At 58.4% G+C, this 20,973-nt stretch carries 18 protein-coding genes and 2 pseudogenes; 17 read left to right on the top strand and 3 right to left on the bottom strand.

The annotated features are described in order from the left end of the window. Positions 1 to 48: 48 nt before the first annotated feature. The 5 genes and pseudogenes from RGCCGE502_RS38620 to RGCCGE502_RS39060 all read left to right on the top strand — a co-directional run. The gene (locus RGCCGE502_RS38620; protein ID WP_016558689.1) at positions 49 to 207 is read left to right on the top strand and encodes a hypothetical protein; all 159 of its coding nucleotides are present in this window, start codon (positions 49 to 51) and stop codon (positions 205 to 207) included. Between the two features lie 3 nt (positions 208 to 210). Further along, positions 211 to 1,275 (top strand): ABC transporter ATP-binding protein, encoded by a 1,065-nt coding sequence (locus RGCCGE502_RS33560; RefSeq protein WP_040676199.1) that lies wholly within the window; start codon positions 211 to 213, stop codon positions 1,273 to 1,275. Continuing rightward, entirely contained in the window at positions 1,205 to 1,633 is a 429-nt protein-coding gene (locus RGCCGE502_RS36305) for an MFS transporter (RefSeq protein WP_141652478.1), read from the top strand. The genes RGCCGE502_RS33560 and RGCCGE502_RS36305 overlap by 71 nt, the downstream gene beginning before the upstream one ends. Before the next feature lie 396 nt (positions 1,634 to 2,029). Beyond that, positions 2,030 to 2,233, top strand: coding sequence for a hypothetical protein (locus RGCCGE502_RS36300; protein ID WP_081647350.1), 204 nt, complete (start codon positions 2,030 to 2,032; stop codon positions 2,231 to 2,233). 321 nt (positions 2,234 to 2,554) lie between these two features. After that, positions 2,555 to 2,656, top strand: a pseudogene (locus RGCCGE502_RS39060) (helix-turn-helix domain-containing protein); the annotation flags it as partial. A 112-nt stretch (positions 2,657 to 2,768) separates the two neighbouring features. Here the strand turns inward: RGCCGE502_RS39060 and RGCCGE502_RS33545 are convergent. Next, entirely contained in the window at positions 2,769 to 3,413 is a 645-nt protein-coding gene (locus RGCCGE502_RS33545) for a hypothetical protein (RefSeq protein ID WP_016558685.1), read from the bottom strand. 868 nt (positions 3,414 to 4,281) lie between these two features. Next, complete coding sequence (locus tag RGCCGE502_RS33540; RefSeq protein ID WP_016558684.1) at positions 4,282 to 5,001, bottom strand: hypothetical protein; 720 nt, start codon at positions 4,999 to 5,001, stop codon at positions 4,282 to 4,284. Positions 5,002 to 5,445: 444 nt separating this feature from the next. On the opposite strand from RGCCGE502_RS33540, the gene glmS reads away from it, so the two are divergent. The 4 genes from glmS to RGCCGE502_RS33520 all read left to right on the top strand — a co-directional run bounded on the left by glmS (position 5,446) and on the right by RGCCGE502_RS33520 (position 12,394). Continuing rightward, positions 5,446 to 7,272 carry a glutamine--fructose-6-phosphate transaminase (isomerizing) gene (glmS, locus tag RGCCGE502_RS33535; RefSeq protein WP_016558683.1) on the top strand — a complete coding sequence of 609 codons (1,827 nt, stop codon included), beginning with the start codon at positions 5,446 to 5,448 and terminating at the stop codon, positions 7,270 to 7,272. 71 nt (positions 7,273 to 7,343) lie between these two features. Continuing rightward, the gene (msuE, locus tag RGCCGE502_RS33530; protein WP_016558682.1) at positions 7,344 to 7,874 is read left to right on the top strand and encodes an FMN reductase; all 531 of its coding nucleotides are present in this window, start codon (positions 7,344 to 7,346) and stop codon (positions 7,872 to 7,874) included. 267 nt (positions 7,875 to 8,141) lie between these two features. After that, entirely contained in the window at positions 8,142 to 9,215 is a 1,074-nt protein-coding gene (locus RGCCGE502_RS33525; protein ID WP_040676198.1) for an efflux RND transporter periplasmic adaptor subunit, read from the top strand. After that, a complete protein-coding gene (locus RGCCGE502_RS33520) occupies positions 9,215 to 12,394 on the top strand; it encodes an efflux RND transporter permease subunit (RefSeq protein ID WP_016558680.1) in 3,180 nt (1,059 codons plus the stop codon). Before RGCCGE502_RS33525 ends, RGCCGE502_RS33520 begins: the two co-directional genes overlap by 1 nt. A 64-nt stretch (positions 12,395 to 12,458) precedes the next feature. Here RGCCGE502_RS33520 and RGCCGE502_RS38615 read toward each other — a convergent pair. After that, positions 12,459 to 12,701, bottom strand: a pseudogene (locus RGCCGE502_RS38615) (IS110 family transposase); the annotation flags it as partial. Positions 12,702 to 12,990: 289 nt separating this feature from the next. On the opposite strand from RGCCGE502_RS38615, the gene RGCCGE502_RS33515 reads away from it, so the two are divergent. The 8 genes from RGCCGE502_RS33515 to pmtA all read left to right on the top strand — a co-directional run bounded on the left by RGCCGE502_RS33515 (position 12,991) and on the right by pmtA (position 20,777). Next, positions 12,991 to 13,812, top strand: coding sequence for a MurR/RpiR family transcriptional regulator (locus RGCCGE502_RS33515; RefSeq protein WP_016558679.1), 822 nt, complete (start codon positions 12,991 to 12,993; stop codon positions 13,810 to 13,812). A gap of 344 nt (positions 13,813 to 14,156) precedes the next feature. Further along, the gene (locus tag RGCCGE502_RS33510) at positions 14,157 to 15,305 is read left to right on the top strand and encodes an ABC transporter ATP-binding protein (RefSeq protein WP_016558678.1); all 1,149 of its coding nucleotides are present in this window, start codon (positions 14,157 to 14,159) and stop codon (positions 15,303 to 15,305) included. Then, positions 15,306 to 16,244, top strand: a complete 939-nt coding sequence (locus RGCCGE502_RS33505; RefSeq protein WP_016558677.1) for a carbohydrate ABC transporter permease — start codon at positions 15,306 to 15,308, stop codon at positions 16,242 to 16,244. A 10-nt stretch (positions 16,245 to 16,254) separates the two neighbouring features. Beyond that, positions 16,255 to 17,088: a carbohydrate ABC transporter permease gene (locus RGCCGE502_RS33500; protein ID WP_016558676.1), complete on the top strand. Its 834-nt coding sequence runs from the start codon at positions 16,255 to 16,257 to the stop codon at positions 17,086 to 17,088. A 51-nt stretch (positions 17,089 to 17,139) separates the two neighbouring features. Then, positions 17,140 to 18,396, top strand: coding sequence for an ABC transporter substrate-binding protein (locus tag RGCCGE502_RS33495; RefSeq protein WP_016558675.1), 1,257 nt, complete (start codon positions 17,140 to 17,142; stop codon positions 18,394 to 18,396). 57 nt (positions 18,397 to 18,453) lie between these two features. Continuing rightward, on the top strand, positions 18,454 to 19,263 hold the full coding sequence (locus tag RGCCGE502_RS33490; RefSeq protein WP_019280643.1) for a phosphodiesterase: 810 nt from the start codon (positions 18,454 to 18,456) through the stop codon (positions 19,261 to 19,263). Beyond that, complete coding sequence (locus tag RGCCGE502_RS33485; protein WP_016558673.1) at positions 19,260 to 19,955, top strand: HAD family hydrolase; 696 nt, start codon at positions 19,260 to 19,262, stop codon at positions 19,953 to 19,955. Before RGCCGE502_RS33490 ends, RGCCGE502_RS33485 begins: the two co-directional genes overlap by 4 nt. Positions 19,956 to 20,186: 231 nt before the next feature. Then, positions 20,187 to 20,777, top strand: a complete 591-nt coding sequence (gene pmtA, locus RGCCGE502_RS33480) for a phospholipid N-methyltransferase PmtA (protein ID WP_016558672.1) — start codon at positions 20,187 to 20,189, stop codon at positions 20,775 to 20,777. The last annotated feature ends 196 nt before the right edge of the window (positions 20,778 to 20,973 follow it).

The raw sequence follows: 20,973 nt of genomic DNA, 5'->3' as shown, positions 1-20,973 counted from the left end.
AACGAATTCTTCTTCGCTTTGATACTGACACGACAGAGCGCGCAAACAGTGCCGCTCGCGATTGCCCAGTTTGCAGGACAATATCAAACGGTGTTCGGGCAGATGATGGCGGCTGCCGTGATCAGCGTCGCGCCCGTCATCGTGATCGCAACAATCTTCCGGGACCAGATCATCCGCGGTTTCGCCGACGGCATGATGAAAGGATAGACAGTGACTGACGTAAGGTTGAAAGAGGTTTCCAAACGCTTCGGTAGCTTCCAAGTCTGCCACAATATCGATCTTGATATCAAAGCAGGCGAATTCATCACGCTTCTGGGCTCGTCCGGTTGCGGCAAAACCACCACCCTCAACATGGTCGCAGGCCTGGAAGACAGCACCTCCGGTGACATCCTGATTGGCGGAAGACGTGTCAATGACTCGTCGCCGGTCGAGCGCGACGTGGCGATGGTGTTCCAAAACTATGCGCTCTATCCGCATATGACAGTTGCGCAGAATATCGGGTTTACGCTGAAGATGCGCGGCGTCGCCGCATCAGTGATCCGGGAGAAGGTCCAGAAACTTGCAGCCTCTTTGGAACTCGACCATGTGCTTGAGAGATTTCCAGCGCAGCTCTCCGGGGGGCAGCAACAAAGAGTAGCGATCGGCCGCGCCCTCATTCGAGAGCCGCGTATCTTCTTGTTCGATGAGCCATTCTCGAACCTTGATGCTTCGCTCCGAGTAAAGATGCGCACGGAAGTCAAGCAACTACATGTGCAGCAGAACGTGACTTCGATTTTCGTGACCCATGATCAGGAAGAGGCGATGTCGATATCGGACAGGATCGCCGTCATGTATCGCGGGCGCGTTGAGCAATTTGGCACCCCCGAAGAGATCTATGCACGACCGGCGACCCGTTACGTCGCTTCGTTTATCGGGAGCCCCCAGGTCGAGCTCCTCGATGGAGTTTTAGCCGAAGCAAACGGATCTATGTTCATTCGTGCCGGCGAGCAGACGCTTCCGGTGAACGTTGCTCCACGTAATTTCAAGGTCGGAAGACCTGTGGAGTTCGGCGTTCGGCCTGAGCACGTTCGCCTCGGTGAAACCGGACTTGAAGGCCGGGTCCAAATGCTTCAGCCGGTCGGGCCGGCGACCCATGTAAACATCGATACAACGGCTGGAAAGTTCACTGCAAGCGTGCCGGGCTTCCTCCGGGCCAAATCAGGTGATGCAGTCAAAATCGAGATTCAGGCGCCGCATGTGCATGTATTCGACAAGGAAACAGGTGTTCGACTTTGAAGGTCCGTTAGTTATAGATGGCGATGCTCTCTGCCATTCCCCGTTAACAGGAGGCCACCGGTTCTGCCCTATGTATACGCAGGCAACCGGTTGCCGCATCGGATCGTGCCGCACGCACGAATGGCCACCCCGGCGAGATCTTCGAAAGGCTTCCCATTGGACGGAAACGTTCCGCACGCCAACGTCGATGGATTTCCTGCGTCTGCATCATCGTCGCTCACCGTCCGATCAGGAGGTCATCCAGCTTATCTCCGCTTTGCATATCAGTGACAAGCCTCCGGAAATCAATCGTGTGATTGTGCGCATGACAGGCGCCCGACGGATCGGAGCTAACGCGCCTTTCGCGTTCGTGAGGTGATCTTGCGATGATGCCAGCTATCGAGCAGCATCAACGGTTCTATATTGGAACCAGCCGGAAACGAAATCTCACCGCCATTCGGACCCCGGAGAATAGCCGAAAGTCCAACGTGGCTCCTGGCCTGGGAGGGGCATCAACGCCTGCCATTAGGTTCACTCGGCTGCTGTCGATCCCTGCTCGACGACGGCCGTTTCCCCCTCGGCTTTCTATACCGGTCGTGCCGCAGCTCGGCTTAGCGCCCATCCTCCTCGCCGGCCACGGGGTAAATCTCTAGTGGCCATTCTTCATCCCAACGCTTCGCGCGCCATAGCGAAAGTCATGAACATGCGCAGCCGCGGTCGAGAGCGAGGCCACGTGGTAACGGCGCGAGACCTCCATGAATTCTTGGAGAGGATGATGGCGAACACATTGCCGCTTTGCCCCCTGCAAATGAACTCGCTTCGGTGGCTGAAACAGGGCCGCACGCTTGAAGAGGTTGCCATAATCGAGGGCCGAAGTATCGGTGACATAGAGCGTTGTTTGGCCGATGCATTGGTGCTGCTCGGCGTGGCGTCGATCGAGGAAGCCATTCTCAAGATCGAACACGGTCAATCGGAGTAAGCATAATGATGCAGCTCCTAACCTGCTAAGGCTCCTGCATCACCTGCAAGAGGCTTGAACCTGCCAACGTTCGGAGGCTAATCAAACGTTCGTTCCAGGCAACTCACAGTATTGCCGTGACCGCCTGGGATTCTCAGTTGCGGCCGGAGCCACTTGCTGGCTGCCCCGGCGATGACGCATGGCTACTGGCCCGCCCCGCCTTGATCAACGCGACCGCCTCCCCATGACAACGTGACATCGCCTATGCACCGGCCGCTGGACGATTACGAGAACCTCAATGGTGCCATGTGCCGCAAGGAAGCCCGTACCCTGTCGCAGTCATTGACGCTGCGACAGGTGCGTCGGCTGCTGAAGCGGATACAAGCTGGAGGCGCAGCGTCAACCCGGCACAAGGCGATAGGCCGACCGTCGAACAACCGGATCATGCAAAGGATTTTGGCGGCCTAACCGCGGTTTCCCGACGCGGGAACCTGAACAAGCGGAAGCGACGCAGCAAATGGAGGCTTGGCGCGCGAACCCGCCAAGCCTCCTGCGATCAGACAAAGGTGAAGTCGGAGGGGGTAAGGTGCATGTTAGCCAGGTCTGAGACGCTACCTACTTCCGACAAGTGAGCGAAGACATCCACGTGATCAGGCGAAGTAACATACGCTAACTCGACGGTCCTGGTATCGGCGTTGTGGTAGACGATGATGTCGCCGCCCCTCTCTCCGGATATAGCGCTCGTTGCGTCAGACCCGCTGGCGAAACTCTGGTCTGTGATTACCACGACGTGTTCACCGCTCGCACCCGAGGCATTGCCCTCATAGAAGGTATCAACGGTGGAACCCGCCTGAGGGTCGCCGTGATTGATAAAGTTCGCACCACTATTATCGTTGCCTAGTCCCTTCGCATCGAAAGCGAAAGTATCTTGAGCCGGATTAAAATCCCCGATCGTCAGTACCGGGATCGGCTCAAAATTAGCCCCCCAGTCTATAGGGCCCGTCGGATAGTGAGAATGGAAAACGAACGTGTCGGAGCCTTCATGTCCTGCCACGAAGAATGTGCCTGCTTCACCATCGAGATCCTCGTCGTACGGCCTGCCAGAGAGACCTTCATCGCCATGATCGCCGCCCGGACCACCGATTATATCGTTGCCATTGCTGCCCTCGATGATATCATTGGATTCTGTTTCCAAATACATGCTTGTAAAGCTCCTAATGTTACGAGGTTTGGTTATTACGGGACTCCCCATAACTGCGACCACCCACTCTGTGAAATTCTTTTTTTGAATACAAAGCATTGACGTTACGGATGATTAAGCGCACATCAAGAACAACGTGGGACCTCCCTTGGTGCGGATAAAAAAGCTCGATCCGATTCTACGGCTGGTTCTCAGATCGGGTTTGTCACGTTGGCACGATTTGTGGTCACGTCGTGAATTGGCTCTTTGAATGCGGATGGTTGTTAAGCGTCTTTTGCTTCCACGCCGGGTTACCGTCTTTCCGAGGCCGTTGAGTGTGCGGTCGGGCACTTCGACGTGGCCACGGCGTACCACTTGGCCACCGGTCGACTGACAAGGTTACCGCAAAATCACCGTCCCTCACGGGACATCGGGGACTGTATTGATGGGGTTGTGTTCTCTATCCGGCGTGGTGAGGTCAAGCACCTTTCTACTGTCCGTAGCTACGGTTATTGAGGTCTTCGCAGTATCGCGCTTGTCTCCGGATCGACTGTGCGGCCCTCACACTATGGGACCAGAAGAATGAGGCGGACCAATCTAATCGGCGACCTGACCGCAATAAACGACCGTACCAAACAACCACGCGAACTCACCCCATCTGTCGTCCTACGAAGGACATCTTTCCACCGCCGTGACGCTGCCGGAGACCGAGAAGGAGCGAACCAACGTCAAGCGGATCGCCATCGACCACACCGAATAGTACCGACCGCTACAAGCTCGCCGGTACAAACGCCCCCGACGAGCTTCGGCAACGGCGACGCTGTCTTACGGTCGCGATCGACAATACCGTCCCGGGCGCTGCGCTTTTGGTCGTAGCGCCAATGGGCAGCTAGTGGGCAAGCAGAGGTGGAGCAGGGAAGTCCAATACATTGCTCGTATAGCTTTCGACCAGCGCACTGAACGGAGTGCCGTCCTGAAGCTTCAGCACTGCATGATGTTCGAGAAGAAAGGGCGGTAGTACAAGAGATGATCCCGTTGCGGGTGTCGGTAGCTCCTTTTCTACGTCCCATCCTTCTGGAAGAGGCGACCACAGCAAATTGGAAGATAGATTTGTGCGGGTGAAATTAAGAGATTGGACGGCTCTGCCAAAGGCGACGTCGCTCGTATTCAACGCTTTATTCATGTCCATTGTCAGCCTTGCCGGAACATACCAATTGTCGGCCTCAGAAAGGACGCGATTGCCGCAAACGACGCGGACATGTCGATAGGCGATGGGCTCGTCGGGGCCGACCGCCAGAAGTTCTCGGATGCGGCTATCGACGGGCTTGTCTCGCCCGCGAACCCGCTGTGCAACGATCTTAGAACCTTGCGCTGCGAGCTTGTGTCCGGCACACCAGCGATCGAGCGTCAAAGTGGCGCTAGCATTACTCAGGAGATTTGCATTCAAGGTCTGGAGAATCGCAAGTGCCTCAATCCGTGCCGTTGGCGTGTTAGGCCATTGCACCGTGGTGAACGATTCCTGCGCCGATATGTTATGCGCGGCCAGCATGATCGCAGCAGCAGGTGCAAATGCGATAACCCGTAAAAACTTGCAACAGTAAATTGACACGAAAAGTCATCCTTTGTGGCGAGTTTGATGAGCGTTAAGACGATATTTATTGCAGGGAGGCTTTCCCACAAGCCCCGCTCGAAGGGGACTCCTAGAAGGCGGTGGGAGCGGACGCAGGAATGATGGGTGCCGCCTGCTACATAAACCGGCCGGTTTCCCAAGGCAGGAGTAACGTCCGTCATGCTGCGCTCAGCAGCCATCATTGGTGCCATGACAATCCATGACGTAAATGGGTGCGATCCAAAGAATAGATTTTTCCAATAAGTCGAGTGCCGTTAGAACGCGTTGAATTTACTTAGCGCGACAACATGACGGTTTTGCCACGAAGTTCCGACGGAATCTTAGCTGTCATGGCGATCAAAGAGTGATTGTAGCTTCGCTCACTCCACACTGACGGGACTAGGTGAGTGCGTTGTGGCCGATATGCGAAAACGCGGAGAGTGTATGTGCGGGATTGTGGGTATTGTCGGCCATCATCCGGTTTCTGACCGGCTGATAGACGCATTGAAACGCCTTGAATATCGTGGCTACGATTCGGCGGGCGTCGCGACGATCGACGGTGGAGCGCTCCATCGCCGGCGCTGTGAGGGCAAGCTCCACAATCTTGAGGCAAAGCTGAAAGAACAGCCTCTGGCGGGCACAATCGGTATTGCTCATACGCGCTGGGCAACCCATGGCGCGCCGACGGAACGCAATGCCCACCCACATTTTAGCGACGGCATCGCGGTCGTCCACAATGGGATAATCGAGAATTTCGCCGAATTGAAGGATGAGCTGACCGTAGCCGGCGCCGAGTTCCAAACCGACACCGACACGGAGGTCATCGCGCATCTCGTGGCAAGACTTCGCCGGGACGGCATGAGCCGGCGCGAAGCTATGCATGCGATGCTGAAGCGCGTCCGAGGCGCTTACTCGCTGGCTCTGCTCTTCGAGGAGGACCCTTCGACTATCATGGCTGCCCGTAATGGCCCACCGCTCGCGATCGGTCACGGAAGCGGCGAGATGTTCCTCGGGTCGGACGCGATTGCGCTGGCGCCCTTAACCAACGAGATCACCTACCTGATCGACGGCGATTGGGCGGTCATCAACAAGACTGGCGTCCGTATCTTCGATATCGACGGCGAGGTCACCACCCGACCGCGGCAGATCTCGCTGGTGACGGCCCCTATGATCGACAAGGGCAACTATCGCCATTTCATGGAGAAGGAAATTTACGACCAGCCGGAGGCCATCTCCGATACCCTCAGCCATTACATCAACTTCAGCGACAATCAGGTAGTCGCGGTTTGGCGCGACACGGTCTTCGCCAACGTGCAAAGCTTGGCGATCTCCGCCTGCGGCACTGCGTACTTTGCCGGGCTGATCGGCAAATACTGGTTCGAGCACTACGCACGTCTGCCGGTCGAAATCGATGTCGCGTCAGAATTTCGGTACCGCGAAATCCCGTTCTCGCCACAGGTGGCAGCTCTCTTCATCTCACAATCGGGCGAGACGGCCGATACACTTGCTTGCCTACGCTATTGCAAGGAGCACGGCTTGAAGACCGGTGCAGTCGTCAACGCGCCCGAATCGACGATAGCACGGGAGTCCGACACTGTGTTCCCGATCTTCGCCGGTCCTGAGATTGGCGTTGCGTCTACGAAGGCCTTTACATGCCAGCTCGCCGTTTTGGCTGCGCTCGCGGTTGCTGCTGGCAGGGCGAGTGGCACCCTTACGGAGAAGGAGGAACAGACACTGGTCGGCCGGCTTGCCGAGGTGCCGCGCGTCATGGGGCAGGTGCTCAACAGCATCCGACCAAGGATCGAGCTTCTGTCGCGTGAATTGGCAAAGTGCCGCGCCGTACTCTATCTTGGCCGCGGCACGAGCTTCCCTTTGGCCATGGAAGGCGCCCTGAAACTAAAGGAGATTTCCTATATTCACGCGCAAGGTTATGCTGCCGGCGAACTGAAACACGGCCCGATTGCTCTCATCGACGAGAACATGCCGGTTGTCGTGATCGCACCGCACGACCGCTTTTTCGATAAGACCGTTTCCAACATGCAGGAGGTTGCGGCCCGCGGCGGACGGATCATCTTGATCACCGATGAGAAGGGCGCTAGCGCCTTGAAGCTCGAGACGATGCAAACAATCGTTCTTCCAAACGTGGACGAGATCATAGCGCCGATGATCTTCTCGCTGCCGATTCAATTGCTCGCCTATCATACCGCCGTGTTTGCGGGCACTGACGTCGATCAGCCGCGCAACCTGGCGAAATCAGTCACCGTCGAATAGGCCGTCGTTTCCGTAAGAGACGAATGACAACGTGTAGATGACTTATTACTGCTGAGCATTTGGAGATCGACATGCCGCAAACGAAGATATTTGGCTTCTCGGGCAACATAACACGACCGTCCGCGACGCGCACATTCGTCGACCATATCGTCGGGCAATTGGCAATCAAAACGCAAGCGGTGGCGCAGTCCTTCGATGTCGATGACCTTGGACCTTCACTGTTGAAAGCCAAACGGATAGAAGACCTCAGCGCTCAAGCGCGCGGGATCGTACACCAGATGCTAGAGGCAGACGTCCTGGTCGTAGGCTCACCCACCTACAAGGGCAGTTACACCGGCCTATTCAAGCACTATTTCGATTTGCTCGATCCAACATCGCTGAGGGGCAAGCCTATCATCATCGCTGCGACGGGCGGGGGCGAGCGTCATTCGCTTGTCGTCGAGCATCAGTTGCGTCCTCTGTTCGGGTTCTTTGAAGCGCTTGCGATGCCGACCGCAATCTATGCCACGCGTAATGATTTCGCCCACGGAGAGGTGATTTCCGAGGCCATCCGCATGCGTGTAGGCCGGGCTGTCGAGGAAGCAGCATACGCAATAGGATGACCAGACTCAGCAAACGGCGGAGCAACAGGCACTATTGTCCCACGCGAACCTTATGAGGCGATTTAGCCGTATCACCGCCTCGCAGCCGACAAAAAACTGCTGCCTTGGATGGCGGAATAGCCCGACATCACTGGTATCCCGCCAAGATGTTTTGAGTTGAGTTTTGTCACCTTCGAGACCGTGAGGCATTTCAACTTTTCACCACAACAGCCGACATTCGACGCCACGGTTGAGCGGGGACACCCGTGAACTGCGAGGAATTGCTATTTGAGAAAACTGTGTATTCTACTCGCTGCCGTTCTTGTCTGTGCAGCATTCCAATTTCCCTCCGCTAATAGCATGGCTGAACAGGCGGCCGCACCTGCTCTGACCGTTTCTCTGACGGCGCCGGCAATACGGGACTGGCTGGAAACCGTTCCCGCGAGCGGCTGGCTGAAACCATGGCAGGAAGCAATCATTGCGTCCGAAACAAGCGGCCTGCGCATCACCGACGTTCTGGTCGATGTCGGCTCGGTGGTCACGAAAGGTCAGACGCTGGCCCGGCTTTCACAGGACAGCGTGCTGTCAGACCTTCGCAAACAGGCGGCGGCTGTCGTCATCGCCAAGGCAAAGCTGACAAAGGCCAAGTCAAATGCGGATCGTGCACGCCAGCTTCGTTCATCCGGCGCTCTTTCCGACGAGAAGATCACCGAATATTTCGCCGACGAGCAGACGGCGACGGCAAGCCTGGCATCCGAGGAAGCCGCGCTCGACAGCGAAAAGATCAAGCTTGCGCAGACGACCATCACCGCCGCTGACGATGGCCTCATAACCTCGCGTTCGGGCGATCTCGGCGCAGTCGTCTCCACCGGCACCGAGCTCTTCCGCATGGTGCGCCAGCAGCGTGTCGAATGGCAGGCGGAAGTATCGGCACGTTATCTGCCGCGGATTTCGGAGGGTTTGAGCGTTGCGATCAACGGACCGGACGGTCACGCCATTGCCGGCAAGGTGCGGCTGGTCGGCCCCTCGGTCAGCACCGACACCAGCCGTGCGATCGTCTATGTTGCGCTTCCGTCCGAGGTTCGTCCGCACACCGGCCTTTATGTTACTGGCAATATCGAGCTGCGGACCACTCCGGCGCTGACCGTCCCCGAGACGGCGATCGTGTTCCGGGATGGCATCAGCTACGTCTTCACCGCCGGCGAGGACAAGCGGGTGCGACGGGTCCGCGTGGAAACCGGCCGCCGCAATGATGGCGAGGTCGAAATCAACTCCGGCATCAACCGGTCGGCAAACGTCGTCACGTCGGGCGGTGCATTTCTATCGGACAATGACCTCGTGAAAATTGCGAAGAAAAACTGATGAATTTCTCCGCCTTCTCGATCCGCAATCCCATACCAGCGATATTGCTGTTTGTGATGTTTGGATTTGGCGGGCTTTGGGCATTCAAACAGCTGGCGGTTCAGTACTTTCCGGACATGGACCTTCCGACCATCAGCGTTACCGCCACGCTCGATGAGGCTGCGCCGACGCAGCTCGAGACGGAGGTTGCCCGCACCATCGAGGATAGCCTCACCTCCTTGAGCCATCTCGATCATATCCTCACAACGATTACCGATGGCACCGTCTCGACCAAGGTATCCTTCAAGCTGCAGAAAGACAGCGAAACGGCACTCAATGAGGTCCGCAATGCCGTTGATAGCGTCAAGGCCGATCTCCCGGCACAGATGGCGACGCCGATCGTAACGAAGGCCACCGTCCAAAGTTCCGCAGTTGTCACCTATGCCGTCCGCTCGACTGCTCTCAACGAGACCGAACTGTCTTGGTTTGTCGATAATGATCTAACCAAGGCGCTGCTATCGGTCCCGGGCGTCGGCCAGGTCAACCGCATCGGCGGGATCGATCGCGAGGTCCACGTCGATCTCGATCCTTCGACGATGTCGTCGTTCGGCGTCACCGCCGCGACCGTATCAGCGCAGTTGAAGGCCGTGCAAGCCGACAAGTCCGGCGGGCTCGGCGAGATCGGCGGCACGCGTCAGACGTTGCGCACGCTCGGCGCTGTAGAGTCGGTCGAGGCCCTGAGGGAGCTCACTATACCGCTCGCTAACGGACAGCAGGCCCGGCTCGACGACATCGCCTCGGTCAAGGACAGCTTCGCCGAGCGCTCCTCGATGGCCTATCTCGACGGTAAGCCGGTGATCGCCGTCGAAATCAAACGTTCCAACGGGTTTTCCGATAGCAGTGTTTCGGCTGACATTGACACGGCAATGAAAAATTTTGCAGCGGCGCATTCGAATGTGCAGATCCATGCAGTCTACAGCCTGATCGGGTCAATCCTCGGCAATTACGACGGCTCGATGCACATGTTGTATGAGGGGGCCATCCTTGCGATCGTGGTCGTCTGGCTCTTCCTTCGGGACTGGCGCGCGACGATCCTGTCTGCTGTGGCACTGCCCCTGTCCGTCATCCCGACGTTCCTGGTCATGTATCTCGCAGGCTTCAGCCTGAACGTCGTCACGCTTCTTGCGCTGTCGCTGGTGGTCGGAATTCTCGTAGACGACGCGATCGTCGAAATCGAGAACATCGCCCGCCACCTGCAGATGGGCAAGCAGCCCCTCGATGCTGCAACGGAGGCCGCCAACGAACTCGGGCTCGCCGTCATCGCCACCACCTTCACGCTGGTCGCGGTCTTCCTACCGACGGCGTTCATGAGCGGCATACCAGGCCTCCTATTTCGTCAGTTCGGCATCACCGCCGCTGTTGCCGTCGTTGCCTCGCTTGTCGTTGCCCGTCTGCTCACCCCCATGATGGCCGCCTATTTCATGAAGGCTCATCCGTCGGAGCAAAAGGATGGCCGATTTATGCGCGCCTATATGGCGATCGCCAAGGCTGCCCTCAATCACAGGAAGACAACAGTGGCCGTGACTGCCGTCGTCGTTGCGCTTTCACTTTCCGTTATCCCTCTCTTAAAAACGGGATACCTGCCAGCCGCGGATGACTCGCGGACGCAGATCACGCTCACCCTGCAGCCGGGTGCCACCATCGAGCAGACCGACGCCGCCAGCAGGAAAGCTGCGGATATCATCGGCAAGCTTCCCGACGTGACGCATGTCTTTTCCGCCGTCGGCTCGGCATCCTCGGGCGGTGGTGCGACGGTTGCAAGGAGCAGTGTCGGGTCTGCCGCGATCGTCGCCACGCTGACGCCGATTGATGGGCGCGACCGCAAGCAGTCGGAGATCGAAAGCGATATTCGGCAGGCACTCTCCGTCCTCCCCGGAGTGCGTGTGGCGGTCGGGATCGGCTACGGTACCAAGCTCGAGTTCACTCTGGCCAGCGACGATGTCAATGCGCTCGACAGCGCCAGCACGGCGCTCGAGGAGCAGCTTCGGACGCTACAGGGCATCGGCGCGGTGACATCGACGGCGGCAAGGCAAGCGCCGGAAATCCAGATCATGCCCGATTTTGCCCGCGCAGCAGCGCTTGGCGTGACGTCGAATGCGATCGCCAGCGCCGTGCGTGTGGCGACAAACGGAGAATATTCTTCCGATTTGCCGAAGCTCAACCTGCCGCAGCGGCAGATACCGATCGTCGTTCGGTTCTCGCCAGAGGCGCGCACCAATCTCGACGACATTAAGAACATGCGCGTGGCCGGCACCAACGGCAATGTCGATCTCGGATCGATTGCCGATATCCGCATCGGCGGCAGTCCTTCGGAAATCGACCGTATCGACCGCATGCGCAATGTCACTGTTTCCGTCGAACTCAACGGCCGCATTCTGGGCGATGTCAACCGCGAGGCGAAGGCGCTGCCGGCTCTCCAGCATCTGCCGCCGGGCGTTACGCTGGTGGAACACGGCGAGCTTCAGCGCAGCTCCGAGCTGTTCCAGAGCTTCGCGCTTGCGATGGCAATCGGTGTGTTCTGCATCTATGCGGTGCTCGTCCTGCTGTTCCATGATTTCCTGCAGCCGCTCACGCTTCTGATGGCCCTGCCGCTCTCGCTCGGCGGCGCGTTGGTGCCGCTGGTGGTGACGGGGACCACCTTCTCGATGCCTGCCGTCATCGGCCTTCTCATGCTGATGGGCGTGGTAACGAAGAACTCCATCCTTCTCATCGAATATGCGATCATGTCGCGTCGCCGAGGCATGCCCCGGTTCGAGGCGCTCTTCGATGCGTGCCATAAGCGGGCGCGACCGATCGTCATGACCACCCTTGCCATGGCCTCCGGCATGCTGCCGGCTGCGCTCAGCCTGATGGGCGGAGATTCGAGTTTCCGGCAGCCGATGGCGATCGTGGTGATCGGCGGCGTGATGATATCAACGCTGCTCAGCCTCATCATTATCCCGGTCATCTTCACCTTCGTCGATGACCTGCAAAATTTGCTCAAAAGGTTCGGTCGCCGAGCGCTTCGACGCCACGCGACCTGCGGGCGAGAGACGGAGTTCAGTAATTTGCCAGGCGATCTCGGCGGCGATGCGGGGAAGTCCTTAGAGGTGACTCCATCTCAGCATTCGCGGAATGAGCCTTCCGACTCATTCGGCTGAGACAGCGAGGCAATCCCATCAACGGAATGGCTCGGCTTAGTCCCGGCAGGGACGATTCGGACTTTCAGACGTTGAACGCTGTGCGGATTTCGGTTGCGGCTCCCGCATTCGGATCAAAAACTCTACCAGTCTTCAGCATTGTGTGCATGGTCACCGCAAGTTTGCGCCCCGCATCCACGGCGGCTATTTTGAAGCCTGTCCGTTCCCGGAGCTGAAGCCCTATGTCCGCAGGTAAATTTTGAGATACGTGTCAGAATGACTGACTAGCTTTGTAGAGAAGCCCACGTAAATGACGGTCGCCGCGGCGATGTCACGTTGTCGGCACCTTAACGGTTGGCGGATACTTCGGTTGAGATGAACGCATCGTCCATCAGCTACAAGAACCACCGCTTTCCACCTACATTCATCGGTTTCACCCCATGGCGCAGTAGAAAGCCGCGACCTGGCGCAGATGCCCGAGTTCACCGGCAAGGCCCTAGTCAGCGCGTTCGCGAAACAAGTGACATCGCCGGCACCTTGAATGCGGTAGTGTTCTAAGGCTAAGTTCGGGGTCGGTTTGTCGTCACCCGAAGACACGAACTAGATGGAGCCGCGGGTTGGTAAGCATTGGGGACGAGAAGCGCAACAGGGATCGGCAGACGATCCTATCGCGGTTGCATGAGGAGATCGATCAGCTTCCAAACGCACTCGCTCGGATCGCGAAGTACATCCTGGAAAACCCGGAGAAAGTGCTGCGTCAGTCCGTGGCAGAACTTGGCGAATTTGCGGGCAGTGGCGAAGCTAGTATCCTGCGGCTTTGCCGTCAGATCGGGTTTACCGGGTTTCGCGACTTCAAGCTTGCGCTTGCAGCGGAAGTCGGCCGACCCCAACTAGCCGTTGTCAGTTCTTCAGGTGCTGATCCTGCAATCGACAAACTGCAGCGAACACTGATGGAGAACTTGGAGGTCGCCCACAGCCATGTCGATCTTACGAGCTTGGACAGGATCGCCGAAGCGCTTGCGACCGCCCGCCGCATCGACATCTATGGTGCGGGAATGTCCGGTTTTGTCGCTGAGATGCTGGCATATCGTCTGCTTCGCGTGGGCTTGACTGCGCTCGCCTTTCGGAACTCGCATATGGCGCATGAAGTTGCTAATGGGCTTGGCGAAGGTTGCGTTGCGGTGGCATTCTCAGTCTCGGGCTTGACCGTCGAAACCGTCCAGTTCCTCAAAGGTGCGCGCGCCGCTGGCGCAACGACCGTCGCGATTACCAACCGAACGCAAAGCCCTCTAAGCAAGGCCGCGCATTATAGTCTTCAGGCCTCCGGCCTGCATGACAATCCCTTCGGCGGAACGCTGACGCCATTGGCTGGCAAGATTTTCGTCATCGAATGCTTGATGCTTGCGCTCGACAAGCATCTGAATCGGCCAATGAAATAAAACTCCATGTGTCACATTGGTGAAATAAAGCGCCAATAGAACGATGGCGTCCGCTTCTTCTCGAGGATGGCAGAATGCCGACCGTAAGAAGCCACTCGGCGTGGCCCGTAAGCCGCCGCTTTCTTTCGAGAACGTGCACTTACGATGGGGTTCAGCATGCTGCACCGCAGTCGAACACCTGCAACATTATCCATGTGAAACGGCCACGAGCCTTCCCGGACGGCGGACGCTCTCCCCGCAAAACTCTTCCAAATGACTATTTGCAAAAAAGAAAGAAAACTCCATGATGTCATCATTGTGAAATAAAGCACCATTAAGAAAACTGCTAACCGTGGGGATAGGGAATGGCAGCTTTGAAACTTCACATAGACAAAATCAGCAAGAAATTCGGCGAAATAAATGTTCTGCGCGACGTGTCGATCAGCGTTGCCGCCGGCGAACTTGTGACCCTTCTTGGGCCTTCAGGCTGCGGTAAATCTACGCTTCTGCGTATTATCGCCGGGCTCGAGCGAGCGGACCAGGGCCATGTGTTCGCCGGCGACAAAAAGCTCGACGACGTCGCGCCAAAGGACCGAGACCTGGCATTTGTTTTTCAAAGCTATGCGCTCTACCCGCACCTTAGCGTGTACGACAATATCGCCGCGCCATTGGTAATGCGCGAACTAAGCAGTTTGGAGCGGTTGCCGCTCCTTGGTACTGCCCTGCCGGGTGCCGCCGGACGCTATCGCTCGATCGACGAGCGGGTTCGTGAAACCTCGGCGATCCTAAAACTCGATGCCCTGCTCGACAGGCGTCCAGCAGCGCTTTCGGGCGGCCAGCGTCAGCGTGTGGCACTAGGACGGGCGATGGTCCGTGCACCGAGGATATTCCTCATGGATGAGCCCTTGGCAAACCTGGATGCGGCGCTGCGAATTCACACACGAGGTGAAATCGCCCGACTCCACAAGAAAATGGGAGCGACGACGGTATTCGTCACTCACGATCAAGCCGAGGCAGCAGCAATATCTGACCGGGTCGCAGTGATGTTCGGGGGGCAGGTTCGTCAGATCGCCAAGCCAGCCGATCTCTATCGTGATCCAGTCGATCTTGAGGTCGCCCGCTTTCTCGCGCAGCCTTTCCTGAATGAGGTCCCTGTTTCAGCCACAGTCGGCGGGATGGTCGCCATCGGGAGTGGCAAGATAGCACTTCGTGACGCGATCGGCTCCACCGGCCCCGGCACCTTGGCCTTTCGCCCGGAGCACGCAAGCATTGCTGCGCATGATGTGCCCGGAACCCTCCGCGTCTGCCTTTCGCGTATCGAACATTCCGGAACGGACGCAAACCTTTTTGTCGAGGCTGAGGCGGACGCCGAATTCGTCGTTCGAGTGTCGGCGGATCAAGCGCGCTCGGTCCATCCTGGTGAGCACCTCGCTCTGACGATAGACGCGGAGAATGCCTGGTTCTTTCCCGAAAGTCGGTCCCGGCGAGAACGTGTCGAACGCGAGGCTGCTTAGATGGCTGTGCTCGACAATGTTTCTCTCGCAGTAGCAGCCCCCGTGCGATCAATCTACCAGTCGGACCGCGCGCAAGCCCGTGCCGGGCTGGTTCTTGCGTTGCCAGCCTTGCTGCTCCTGCTTGCCCTTTTGATCGGCCCTGCGATCCTGGTTCTGTTCCTGTCGTTTACCGACGCATCTTTGGGCCTGGTCGGTATCCGCTTTGTCGGCCTTGGCAACTACGGTCGAATGCTCACCGACCCAGGTTTCTCAACCAGCCTCCGCAATACCGCGCTTTATGTCATTGTGGTGGTCCCGATATCGATCGGGTGGGGTCTGCTTGTCGCGTTGCTGATTTCACGGTCCACCTTTTCCGCTTTTTACAGAACGGCCCATTTCATCCCGGTCGCCGCAACCCTCGTGGCGCTCGCGACCGCCTGGGAAGCGATCCTCCATCCTAGTCTTGGCGCCGCCAACGCATTTCTTCACCTGCTCGGCGCCTCGCCTGTACGGTTTCTCTCCGACCCGTCCGTGGCGCTCTATGCCCTTGCCTGCATCGGCATCTGGCAGCTGGTCGGCTTCAACATGATCCTCTTCCTGGCCGGACTTTCAACAATTCCAGAAGAGCTCTACGAGGCGGCTGCGATTGACGGTGCAGACAGTGGTTTCAAGCGCTTCCGGCTCGTAACCTGGCCAATGCTCGCTCCGGTGACGCTGTTCGTCACCGTCATGACAGTCATCCGCGCGTTCTCGGTGTTTGAGATAGTTGCTGTGCTTACCCAGGGCGGACCGATGAAGTCGACAATGGTGGTCCTTTATACATTCTACGAAGAGGGCTTCCGGTTCTTCCGCGTCGGCTATGCATCCGCGATCGCCGTGTCTTTCTTCGTGTTCGTGACGATGCTGTCTCTGATCCAGATGCGCCTGTCGGACCGTAGGGCGTCCGGTAAGAAGACTTGAGGGGAACGCCATGATCCTTGCGAAACCTCCCGTATCGCGCATTGCCTCACACGCCGTTCTGCTCTCAGGCGCAATCATCATGGTTTTCCCATTCATCTGGATGGTGCTGGCTTCAGGTACACCGGAGAGCGAAATCTTCAATGGCGGTCTTCTGCCTGTACCGACACTGGCCGGCACCGCGCAGAATTACGGCGCAGCACTCACCGCAATCCCGCTCTTGCGCTTCATGGCCAATGGATTTGTGGTCTGTCTCGCGATCCTGATCCTGCAAATTGCCGTGGCGATCCCGTGCGGCTATGCGCTCGCGAAGCTGGCCTTTCCAGGCAGGCCGCTCCTGCTCGGCGCAGTGCTGCTCGGGCTTCTCGTGCCAGTGCAGATCCCGACAATTCCGATCTACGTTGCGCTCGCGAAATCGGGGCTGCTCGACACCTACCCAGCGCTCATTCTGCCCTGGATCATCTCGGTCTTCGCGATCTTCCTGTTTCGACAGTTTTTCGTCACCTTCCCTGACGAAGTGCTTGATGCGGCCCGCCTTGACGGTTTCAGCGAGTTCTCGATCGCCTGGCGCATCATGCTGCCCGCCGCATGGCCAGCAGTCGCCTCTTTCTCTATCTTCTCCATTGTGGCCCATTGGAACGACCTCTACTGGCCGCTGGTGGTGACAACCAATCCCGACATGATGATGCCCTCGCTTGGCATTGCCTATTTCCGGCAAGCAGGCGACGGCGGCGGTCAGGTCGGTGCGCTGATGGCCGGGGGCGTGATTGTCACAGCGCCCCTGGCCGCCCTCTTCCTCTCAATGCAGCGGCATTTCATCAGGGGTCTGGTGGTCGGCCGACACTGACACTAGGCATCCTCAACAACCCAACCCAACCACGAACAACTGGAGAGCATCGTGAAAACGATTGCCATGATAATCGCGGCTGGCCTTGCCACGGCAGGCCTGACCGCTTCCGCCCAGGCGGAAACCAAGGTCGACGTCTATTACGCCTGGGCCGAGCACGAGCCAATTCACGCAGCCGTCGCCAAGAGCTTCGAAGCGAAGTATCCCGATATCAAGATTGGGTTCAGGGCAGCGGCCCCCAGTTACGACGAAGCCGTCCAGGCGCTCATCCGCCAAAGCATGGCCGGCCAGTTGCCTGATGTCCACTATGTCGGCTTCAACGTGCTGCGCCCGCTCGTCGCCCGCGGCCTGATCGAGCCGATCGACGATCTGGTTTCCAAGGATCACCTGACCGACAAGGGCTATACCGATCAGGTTCTGTCGCTCGCCAAGATAGATGGCAAGCTCTACGGCCTGCCGTTCGCTATGTCGACGCCGGTCGTCTATTTCAATGCCGACCTTATCAGGCGGGCCGGCGGCGATCCTGAAAAGATTCCGACTGACTGGGACGGTTTCGTGGCGCTAGCCGGCAAGATCGGAGCGCTTGGCGACGGGACATCGGGCATGTTCTACGATCTCGGTTCGGACGACTGGACGACACAGAACCTGGTGCGCAATTTCGGTGGCCAGATGATGAACGACAAGGAAACCGACATCGCTTTCGACGGTCCGGCCGGTCAGTCTGCCGCCAAGCTCTTCAAGCGCTTCCATACGGAAGGCACGCAGCCGGCGATCGACAGCCGTGCAGCCCGTCAGCTCTTCACCTCAGGCAAGCTCGGCTTCTTCTTCGCATCGGCTGGCAGCGTCAGCGGCCTCGAAAAAGAAATCGGCACGCGCTTCAAGCTGACGACGGCAAAGCAGCCGCTGGGCTCGGAGGCCGCAACCATGCCGACGGGCGGCATGGTCGCGGTCATCCTGTCCAAGGACGAAGCCAAGCGCGCCGCAGCCTGGGACTATGTGAAGTTTGCCACCAGCGCGGACGGCCAGAGCATCGTCGTTCCGAACACAGGTTATATGCCGACGAATACCGGTGCGCTCGACAAGGATCACCTTGCCGACTTCTACAAGCAGCACCCGAACTGGTACACAAGCGTCCTGCAGACGCCGCGCGCCCGTCCATGGTTCTCCTGGCCCGGCGAAAACGGTGTCGAGATCTCGCAGGTCATTCGCGACGACATGTCCGCAATCGCGCTTGGCAGCATGGAGCCGGATGCAGCTCTCGCCGATATGGCAGCGAGGGTTCGCGCGCTTCTCCCGAAGACCAACTAACCCACTCCTATCAAGAGCGCCGGACCCGCTTCGGCGCTCGCTTTCATGGATCAATCAATGAAACTCATCCACCTCACCGACCTGCATCTCATGGCTCCGGGCAAGACCCTTTACGGTTTCGATCCCGCCGCCCGTCTCCGCACTGTGATCGCGACCATCAACAACGAGCATGCGGACGCTGATCTCTGTGTCATCACCGGCGATCTGACCGATGAAGGCGACGCCGCCGCCTACCAGCTTCTGCGCGACATCCTGCAGGACCTCCGGGTGCCGCATCGCCTCTTGCTCGGGAACCACGATCATCGGGCTAATTTCCTTCGGGTTTTCCCCGACGCCACAATCGACGCAAGAGGCTTCGTCCAATCGGTCCTGGATGTGCCGGCTGGCCGCTTGATTTTCCTCGACACGCTGGTGACCGACCACGGTCATGGCTCGCTCGGCTGCGGCCGGTTCGAATGGCTTCTAGAGCGCCTTGCTGAAGAGCCAAATCGCCCAAGCTATGTGTTTTGCCATCATCCGCTGCAATCGGTCGGGCTGCCGCATTTTGCGCCGCACATCACCCTGGTTCCAAGAAACGCCGTGGGGCCGCTCGTCAAGACAGGTTCGGTCCGCCACATCTTCTGCGGCCATGTCCATGTCGACGTTGGCGGCACCTGGCAAGGCGTACCGTTTAGCGCGAGCCGGGGCGTTGCGCACCAGATCATTCCGCATCTCGAGCGGCGCGATGCGCGCTTCGTCAACGATGCGCCGGCCTTCAATGTCGCCTTAATTCGCGACGACAGCGTCCTGATCAATCAGTTCGAGGTCAGCAGCAGGGTCGTGGTCGCGATCAGCCCCGAGGAATTCATGCCGGAGGGTTTCCAATGAGCCTGACCAAACCATTCGACCTTGTCATCTTCGACTGTGACGGTGTCCTCATCGACAGCGAAAAGCTTGCTACCCAGATCGACGCCGATGAGCTGGCGCGCAATGGTTTTCCGACCACTTTCGAAGACGTTGTCCGCCGATATACCGGCCTGTCTGCCGCCACGATGCGCCGCATGGTCGAGGGGGAGTGGGGAAGGCCTCTGCCTTCCGATTTCGAAGAGGTGGTCGCCGCGAGAATCAAGGAGAAGTATCTGACCGAGTTGGAGGCGATCGACGGCATCGCCGAGCTTCTTGGCCAAATTGCCGTGCCGCGTTGTGTCGCCTCCAGCAGCGCACCTGAAAAACTGCGTCTCGGTCTTGAGAGGACCGGCCTTTGGCCGTTGCTCGAACCCCATGTCTTCAGCACCGTCATGGTATCGAAGGGCAAACCCGCACCTGATCTTTTTCTGTTCGCGGCCGACCGGATGGGGGCCGATCCTGCCCGTACGGTTGTCGTGGAAGACAGCATCGCCGGCGTCCAGGCCGGTGTCGCGGCCGGGATGACGGTTATCGGCTTCACAGCCGGCGGCCATTGCCTCGACGATCACGATGAGCGGCTCCTTTCCGTCGGGGCCTCGGTGATTACGCGTTCTGCCGCGCAGCTCAAAGCTTTGCTGTGCACGGATCAGGTCCGGCTTCGAGGCGCCAGCTAGATTGGCCATCCTCAGCTTCGCGCGAATAGAGCAAAAAAACGTCGCTCTGATTCCTCACGCCGAAAACCAATCGCATGGCAGCGCCTCCCGGCGCCTCGGGTTCTCCGAGGCATCTTTTTATGAGCAAAACACAATAGGCAGACGGAAAATGGCGCTGGCGGGCTTGCGTTTGTCGCGTTTAAGCGATGTTGCTCGCGGCAATCATCGTGGGCGTCGAAGCGGAGGCGAAGAATGGGCGTGCGGCAGCGGGTGGGATTGAAGTTCAAGGATGAGATAGAATTCCTGAAAGGCTGGAAGCGCGACCGAACAGCCGTCGGCGCCATAACGCCGACCTCAGTCGTGACCGCCCGGAAGATGGCGAGCGTCATTGACTCATCCTCTGGGCTTCCGGTGCTTGAACTTGGCCCGGGAACCGGCGTCATCACAAAACAGATCCTGGCGCTGGGCGTTCGGCCGAAGGATCTGGTCTCCGTTGAATACTCGCCGGAGTTTTGCCGGCATCTCAGGCAGGAGTTTTCCGAAGTCGACGTTCGATGCGGAGACGCCTTCGCGCTCGATCTTGTTCTGGGTCCTGAGCGGGACGCAAAGTTCGACTGCGTCATTTCCGCTGTACCTCTCCTGCACTTGCCACCGGACAAGCGCCTGTCGCTGATCCTCGACCTCCTGGAACGTGTGCCGAACGGAAGGCCCGTTGTTCAGATCACCTATGGGTTGCTGTCTCCGGTCGTCGCGCTTCCCGCCGGTTACGAAGTCCGGCACCTGGCTTTCATGATGCGCAACATTCCGCCGGCGCAGCTCTGGACGTACAGAAAAAGGCGATGAGCTCTCTCATCGGTCACGAACGACATAGGTTGCTTCGTCGATGCCGCGACGTGGCGCTGTCGACTTAGCGGTGACCGTCAAGCTGCTTTCGGGACGCTCTCGGCGTTACCTTCCGACGAGGTCGACGTCGACGATCTTGAGATCGACCATGAATACACGCCTCGGCAGTGAGCCGGCGGCCGCGGCTACGGCCTGC

The organism is Rhizobium grahamii CCGE 502 (assembly GCF_000298315.2).
GTDB classification, from domain to species: Bacteria; Pseudomonadota; Alphaproteobacteria; order Rhizobiales; family Rhizobiaceae; genus Rhizobium; species Rhizobium grahamii.
This window is presented reverse-complemented; position numbering and strand designations above follow the sequence as displayed.